This window comes from Pseudoalteromonas sp. MMG022 (genome assembly GCF_021654245.1).
Classification (GTDB): domain Bacteria; phylum Pseudomonadota; class Gammaproteobacteria; order Enterobacterales; family Alteromonadaceae; genus Pseudoalteromonas; species Pseudoalteromonas amylolytica.
This window is the reverse complement of the sequence record NZ_JAKFZQ010000004.1, coordinates 48,357-57,067: the sequence shown is the minus strand read 5'-3', so window position 1 is coordinate 57,067 and position 8,711 is coordinate 48,357. Positions and strand designations below refer to the sequence as shown.

Sequence of the window (8,711 nt, the reverse complement as noted above, 5' to 3'; positions counted from 1 at the left end):
TTCCTAATTCTTTATTATTCTTGTCTTGTTAAAACTCTAAAACTTCAATCGACGTATCTTCTGATTGCTGTGTTAACGCCTTTGTCTGCTCGAGTTGCTTGTGTACCTCGGCATAGGCTGCAGTTGGCAGTAGCGATACATCGCTGAGTCGTTGCGCACTGTTGTCCATGAGTGCTGCTAAAATTGCTTGATAGTTTTCAGACATAGTCTTGATAGCCTCAGCATCGAAATGTGGCGTGTGGTAATACACCACCCATTCAAGCTGCTGCTCAGGTATTAACATCAGTGACAGTGGGAACTCAGATTTGTCGAGACTGTCTACCCATTCAACCCAAAGGCTGCTGTCAGGCTGCTTGGTCGGTGCTGTCAGCGGAAAGTTCTCGTATACAAATAAGCTGTTGATCACATCGTTCACTGAGCTTACGCCACCTTGTTTGAGCACTTCGCTCAGTGGCAAGAAGTCGCTTTCAGCAATACCCAGCTGTAACTGCTGACATTGTTGTAATAACGCGATGATGCTCTGCTGCTTATCAAGTTTGATGCGCACCGGCACGGTGTTGATAAACGCACCGACGATTTCTTCAACCCCTTCAAGTGCCGCAGGACGCCCTGATAAGGTGGTCGCAAATACCACATCATCGCTATCGCTATAAATCGATAGTGTCAGTGCCCATGCAAGCTGCGCGATGGTATTTACGGTGATACGATGTTGTTTCGCGAATGTTTGCACTTGGGTTGATAACTCACAGCTAAAGTGACAAGAGAATCTGTCAATGCTCTCTACCTGTGTGGCCTCATTTTGACCGGCTAGTGGCTTACTCATTGGCGCATTGCTTAAACTTTGCTGCCAGAATTGTTTTGCCGCTTGCATGTCTTGGCTGTTTAGCCAGCCAACATAGTCAGCAAATGGATGAGCCTCGGGCAGTGTTAGGTCGCTGCCATCAACATAAGCAAGATAGAACTGGGCGAGCTCTCTGAGTACCACACCACGTGACCAACCATCTGAAATACCATGGTGCTCGCTAAGCAACATGCGATAGCAATCATCAGAAAGTTTGACAAGATTGATACGCATCAGTGGTGCTTTTGCAATGTCGAAGTTGGTTTGTGCATCTTCTGCTACCAAGGCACTAAACTTCGCTTCTTGTTGCTCTGCGTCCAAGTGTGTCCAATCGTGAGAATGCCAAGGCACCTGTACATACTCTTTCACCGCTTGCACAAATATCCCTTCATCGTTTACATGAAACGCAGTGCGATAGATGCTGTGTCTTTGTACAATGGCTTGCCACGCTGCTTTGAAAGCAACTTCGTCAAGCTCGCCTCGTAGCTGGTTAACCAACTGTGATACGTACATGCCTTTGGTGTCACTTACCAAGCTCTCATACATCAAACCCACCTGTGTAGAAGTGGCCGGCATTGCGGTATGAATATCATCGTCCGTAAGCGAAGCTAACAAGCGCTCCGTGCTAGCGTGATGCGCCTCATTGGTAAAGTACTGCAACTGAGTTTTAACCTCAGAATTGAAGCGCGGTAGACTCTCTAGCTGTTCACCAACCAACGCCATTTTGCTTTGCCACAGCTCAACCAATGCTTGAATTTTATCCCGTGCGATACGCGTGTGATTAAAGATGATGGAGAAGTTAATTTGTTTATCTAACATTGCTCCAAGAAAATCTATTTCATACAAACGCTGCTGTCTTGGAGACGTCTGTACCCCTGAAGACTCGCTGGCAAAGCTAATGTCACGCTCATCAGCAACATCAAATGTGCCTAGATAGTTAAAGCTCATATGTGGCACTGGCATGTCGCGCAATGCATTGTCAGCCGTGTGGTAGCGTAGCCAGTTGAAGCTCACCCCTTGATTTGGAATAGCCGCCATATGACGCTTAACCTGCCTGAAAGTATCGCTTAGTTCACCCGAGGCTGCGCCACTTAAACGCACGGGGTAAAGCGAGGTAAACCATCCCACGGTACGGCTTACATCAGGCGTGTTGGCTGGTAAGTTTTCACGACCATGGCCTTCCATCATCAAATACATGCTAGATTGGTCAGCCCACTGTTCATATGCCAACAGCAAAGTGGTTAACAACACTTCATTGATAGACAAGTTACACTTAGCTGGTAGCTGTCGAACGAGCTTTTCTGATAACGCTTTATCGAGTTTAAACTCAATGGATTGTTCTTCTTGGCGGGTGTTTTCAAAACGCGTATCCACAAACGCCAATTCATCGTTGCCATTGCCCTGTTGGTGCTGCTCTAAATACCAACGCACTTCTTCATGACAATCATGGCTATCCAGGTACTCTTCCCATGAGTGGATCCAAGTGTTGTAACTTGCTGTTTTAAGAGCTTTCTCTTCTGGTGCTTGATAGTAGAACATCAAATCTTCAACTAAGATGCGCCAAGACACACCATCAATCAGCAGGTGGTGTACAACCAGCAGCAAGCGGTCATTCCCCGTACTCGGATCTGCTAAATAGATGGCTCTAACTAATGGGCCCTCATCCATGTTGAGTGAACTTTGTAACCCGGTCGCTACGCGCTCTAAACGCTCTGCAAATGGGGTGCTGTCGTCTTGCTCAAGCGTGATACGCTCCAGTGCAATGTCGTACTGTTCATCGATTTCACACTGCAGCTCAACTTGGTGTACATCAAAACGTGCACGCAATAAGTCGTGATGCTTGAGCATCGCTTGTAACGCTTTTTCTAAGCGCGCCAAGTCTGGCTTTTGCTTGAACTTTAACATCGTAGATAAGTTCATATGATGTGGATCGCTCAGCGCCAAACTGTGGAACCAACGTCCAATGGCCGACGTTTTAATTTCTCCGGTGATGAACTCATCAATATCAACGGTTACTTCATCGATGCCCGCTTTCGCGCTCAGCTCTGTTAAAGATTGCGTTTCAAACAACTGACGTGGCTCAATCGCTATTCCCACGCCTTTGGCACGCGCCACCACTTGAATGGCAATAATTGAGTCACCACCAATGGCAAAGAAGTTATCGTCATAACGCACACGAGATAACGACAACAAGTCGCAGAAAATCTGCGCCAAATGTGTGATCACATCTTTAGGCTCATCACGACCTGCAACGTAACATGCGTCTGCACTATCGTCTTCGTTAGCATCCGTGATGCGCGTTTCAATGCGCTGTCCAAAATCATCGGTTTTCGGTAGTAGACTTAAGGTGTCAGCCGTTGATGCAATCACCTGTGTTGCCCGGGCGGCTTGCGCAACATACTGACTGATAAACAAGTTGCTTTGGTCGATACCGATAAGCAAAGTGCTATGTTCTGTACTTAATGCCAAGCGCAGTGCAGCAACGCCTTGCTCTGGTGTCAGCACGTAATAACCTTTAGCGCGAGTTTGTTCGCTGTTTACGTGCTCAGCACTCATGCCCAACTGCTGCCACATACTCCAGTGTAAACACTGTGCTGGATAACCTTGCGCTTTGAGTGAATGACAAATTGCTTCAAGCAGACTGTTTGCCGCCGCGTATGCTGCGTACTGTGAACCACCAAAATAGCCATTCACTGAGCCAAAGTGGATTTGTCTGACATCCATGCGCCCTGTCAGCGCTTCGCCGATAGCAATCGCACCTTGCACTTTTGCCTGCATCGATGCGTTAAGTGCATTGCTGTCTTCATCCGCAATCATGGCTGTACGTAACTGGCCTGCAAGATGTAGTACGCTGCCAATTGGCTTACCCCAACGCTGCTCATAGTCACTGATCACCTGCTTAAGCGCTGCGCTATCTGTGATATCCAAACGCTGGTAGGCAACCCTTGCACCGGTATTTGATAAGTTAGCCAGCTGCAACTGCTGTGCCTCATCCAGTTCACGGCGGCCAACAAGTAACACATCCACCGAGCTATTTTGCGCCATTGCTTGGGTGATCACTTGACCGATGCCACCCATACCACCTGTGATCAAGGTGAAGGTGTCTGTGTTAAATGGCTCCGGCAACTGTGTTTGATTGAACTCATCGACCTTGGCCAACTTGTATTCGTAACGTGTGTTATCACGCAAAGCGACCGTCGAATTTGCACTCGTCGCGCGCAGCTCGTTGATTAACTGCGTCGACGTTTCTGATACATCAATATGCGTGCATTTCAGTGCAGGGTACTCTTGACGTAGCGTCGCCAAGAATCCGTGCAGGCCACCAAGCTGGGTATTCACAGCTTCACCTGCCACACTAAATGCCTGATGCGTGATCACGTCCAGCCTCGCCAATTTGTGCTGCGCGTGCTGTACAATGTGCAACAGCTCAGCTAATGCCTGTGCATTGTGCGCATGGTAAATTACGCGCCATGTTTTGGCTGTGCTCAAAGCCTGCTCTAGCTGTGATAACTCGTTGATAGCAAGTACATTTGCTACCCCCAAGGCATCTGCATTCAGTTGCTCAGCCAGCGCGCCGTCAGCACAAATTAATAGCGTATCCAGCTTGCAGCGATACTCAGCACCGCGTTGTACGCGTTGCCAGTGTGGACGATAGAACCAAGCGGGTAGATATTGCTCATCCTGCGCCATATCAAATTCAATGATGCGTTGATCAAACTCGCCCGCAGCAAAAGCGCTCGACAGTTTATTGCGCTGAATTTTACCAATTGATGTACGCGGGAACTCATCCGCTTCAAGTGGAATAAAGTACTGACAAGCCACTTGTAGTTTACGTAAACACGCCTGCTGAATCCGCGCTTTAAGCTCGCTAAGATCAGCCTCTTCGACCTTGTCAGTGGTAAAGAAAATTGCCACTTTGTCGGTATCGTCCGAAGACTTTCTCACCGCACAAGCCGCGGTATGTGCAACCAATACGCCTTCAACCGACTCTACAACTTGTTCAATTTCCTGACCTTGGTAATTATTACCGTTGATAATAATGAGGTCTTTGGCACGACCGGTTATCGCCAATTGGCCTTGATTGATAACCGCAAGGTCGCCGGTAATAAACCAGCCATCCTCGGTGAAAGAATCAGCGTTGGCTTCTTCATTGTTCAGATATCCCATGGTCACGGGCGCGCCTTTGATTTGTAGCTGGCCAACTTGAGATTCTTTTAATACCGTATCATCGCCATCAACCACGCGCATTTGCACGCCAGGCACCGCCCCGCCGACTGTGACATAAGGCGTATTGCTTGGTGTGTTTAGTGGATCAAAATCCGTATTTACCGCAACACCAGAGCAGGTTTCAGACATCCCCCATGCAGGGTGCATCGCGTTTGAACGCAGCTGGTAAGGCGCAAGATTTTCTAAGAAGCGTTTAGCTGTTTTTTCAACCACAGCTTCACCACCGTTTAGCACAAAGTGCAAGGCACTCAAGTCCCAACCATAATCAACGTCTGGGTCGATATGCTCGTTCAACAGCGCATAGGCAAAGTTTGGTGCCCACGTGTTGTTAACCTTAAACTGGCTCAGACAATCAACCCACAGCAGTGGCTTTTTCAAAATCACATCAGTGGCACAGTGATATTGGTTAGAACCTAGATAAACATCAAGCAGGTGGTACATCACAATCCCACCCACGTGATCCAATGGCATCCAGTTAAAGCTTGTGGTGTTTTGGTCAAACTGCCCCACTTTGGCCATCGCAGCCGAACGGCTGATCAAGGCATGATGAGTTTGTTGTACCGCCTTAGGTTTACCCGTACTGCCTGAGGTAAGCAGCAATAAGGTCACCGCGTCTGAGTCGGCTTCATGTACTTCACCAGGGGGGTTAGTCAATAACTCGTCTAACGCTAAAGCATGCTTTAGCGTGGTTTGCTCAGCCAACACACCATGATTGCTTTGTTCGCAAATAGCCGCTTTAATATCCAAATCGCTGACACTGCTAATGATTTTTTCAAAATCTTTATCTTCACTGTCGTAGCTGTCAGGACAAGCCACAGGCATGGGCACCATACCCGCAACTAAGCATCCCCAAAACGCACGTACGATATCGGCGTTAGTGGCAAGCTGCAGCACCACACGATCTCCAGCTTGCAGTCCCGCACGATGTAAACCATTTGCCACGCGTTTGGCCTGCTCTAGTAGCTCGCCATAGCCGATATGCTGCGTTTCACCTTGCTCATTGAGTACAAAGGTTACACCATGGTCAGTTTGTGCAGCGTTACATAGAAGCTGCGCTAAGTTGCTAGGGTGTGTGTCAAAATCAAGCGCCTCTCCTTTGCTTGTCGCAGGTGTATCATTGCTGTGCTGTGTCTCACTGTCTTGTTGCTGACGAGCCAGTTGTTGCAGTGAGATTGGCTCTGGTGTGCGTAAGTTATTCTCAAGGTAGCCATCTATCCCCATCAATTGTTCGCGGTCAAATAAGGCGATTTCTTCTAACTTAGTGAAGTTAATTGCGCCTTGCATGTTACGCGGCAATTGCGATACGAAGGCCAATGCATGAGGAACTTGATGAGTAGGTAGCGCTTGGCTTAGCTCGTTATATAAACGCTCACCCGAGAGCTGACGGTTGGTTACAATGTAAGCCACCAAACGATAGATGCCATTGCTGTCTTTGCGGTTATAAACAAGGGCATCTTGCACGCCTTGTTGCGCCAATAACTGAGCTCTCACGGCAGCACACTCAACCCAGCGACCATTGTGCCATGCTTGCAACTGATCATGGCGATTACCTGCATAACGCAATAAGCTAATCACGCCATTGTCAATGTAGGCGTCGATACCTGTTGCGTATTGCTCCACCTTGAGTGCGCCGATAGCCCCCTCTGGCAGCACTTCGCCTAATCCATTAACAATGCTCACTTCACCGCTGTAGGCAACCCCTTCATCGCTCAAGATCACGCTTGGCAGGCAATGGGGCATCGACCAAGTAAGATAAACAGGCACGCCCAGCGCGCTTAGGTCTAAATCCGGTTGCGCACCATTGACCAGCACAGCACGCAAGGCATGGGTTGTACGCATTTGGCTCAACGCTTTGGCTGTCGCAGGATTTGCAATTAATACGGTCGCTGCGTCGCTTATCTCATCAACGCTCGTTATAAACTGACACCGCGCGCCAACTTGCATGGCCCATAAGCTAACCAGTAGCGATAACTCTGGGCTCAACTGCGCTTCTAATAACACCGTATCCTGTGCCGTGAGCGGCAAATGTTGCTGCATAAAACTCGCACACTGCTGCCAGTTCAATTTTGCATCTAGTGACTGCCACTGCTGTTGTAGTGATGCGTTGTCTGTCAACGAGCTGATGCACTGTTGCACTGTTGCTGCGCTCAACGCCAAGTTCGCAACTGGCGCAACCACTCCAGCAGCTTGATTGAGTGGGGTGAACAACTCCGCCAGCGGTAAGTCTGATACGGCACTTGTTGTGACGTAATCGACGATAGCGTTGAACGTCGCTGTTAACGCTTCAATCATCGATGCTGAAAATAGGTCCTCTTTGTATGAGAATACCACCTGATGATCATTGAAGTTGCTGGTAAAGAACTCAAAAATCATATCGAATTCAATGGTCTTACGAGCAAGATGAACTGGTTCAACTTGAATATCATCTAGGTTGAGCTCTTCTTTATCAGAGGCATGCAATGCAAATAACACTTGGAAAAGCGGTGAGTGGTGTGCACTACGCTCTAACTGCAAGCTATCCACCACTTCTTCAAAGGGTACGTTTTGGTTGGCAAATGCCTGCAATGACATTGCTTTTACTTGATTTAAATACTCTACGAAGGTGCTGGTACGTTTTGGCTGACTGCGCAGCGCTACGGTATTTGACATCATGCCGATAACACCATCAAACTGCGCGCGTTTACGGTTGGCAACAGGCGTACCCACGGTGAGATCTTCCACACCACTGAAGTAACTCAACGCCAGTTTGAAAGTAGCAACCAATACCATGAAGAAACTCGCTTGATGGTCGTTCGCCAACTGTTTTAAGCCCTCTATTTGTTGGTCACTCAATTGGAACAGGTGTGATTGAGCGTTCAACGTTAGCTGTGAGCTGCGTGGCACAATGGTCGGCATTGGCAAATGTTCTGGTGCGCCGTGTAACTGTTTTTTCCAGTAAAGGCGCTGTTGGTCGGCACTGCTGCTCTGTAACCAATCTTTTTCCCACGCCACAAAATCTCTGAACTGGCACGCATTGGCTTGAACATCTTCACGTTGACCACCTAAATATGCAAAGTAGTTTTCGTTTAATTGCTCCTCAATCAACCCAAGTGACCAACCATCCGCTAGGATGTGGTGGATCACAAACATAATGATGTGAGAACCATCAGCCAAAGGCACACAATCCACGCTAAATAGCGGTAGTTTATCTAGCGCAAAAGCCACGTCACTTTGCTTGGCAACAAAAGCTTCAACCTGTTCTCGGTCTTTAACGAAATCCAGCGCCAGCGGTGCCAACATATTCACTTCTACCTGATAGTGTGGCTCTACCACCTGTAGTGGGGTGTCTCCCCCTTTGTAATACGTTCTAAACATCTCATTGCGATTAACCAACTGCTGGATAGACCAACGAAATGCGTCTGGGTTAAAGTCGCCCACAAAGCGCAATGCTGACACAATATTGTAGGCATTATCGCCGTGGTTTAACTGCTCAAATAACCACATTCTTTGTTGCGCATTGGATAAATCAAACTCACGTGTAACCGGTGCAACTGTTTCTTTTTTAGTCGTTTTCTGGCTGTTTTGAAGCTTTTTAAGCAAAAGCTCCCGCTGCTCGGGTGATAGCTTCGCCAACCGAGCTTTTAAATTTGCTGTTGTCATGGGG

The 8,711-nt window shown here is 48.0% G+C and carries 1 protein-coding gene; it reads right to left on the bottom strand.

Annotated elements, in window-relative coordinates; genetic code table 11:
* Positions 1–28 precede the first annotated feature (28 nt).
* Positions 29–8,707 (bottom strand): SDR family NAD(P)-dependent oxidoreductase, encoded by an 8,679-nt coding sequence (locus tag L1070_RS04790; RefSeq protein WP_237124686.1) that lies wholly within the window; start codon positions 8,705–8,707, stop codon positions 29–31.
* Between the last annotated feature and the right edge of the window lie 4 nt (positions 8,708–8,711).

Bases quoted from the DNA above. Each gene is read 5' to 3' on its own strand.
- L1070_RS04790 (WP_237124686.1), bottom strand. From the start codon at position 8,707: ATGACAACAGCAAATTTAAAAGCTCGGTTGGCGAAGCTATCACCCGAG.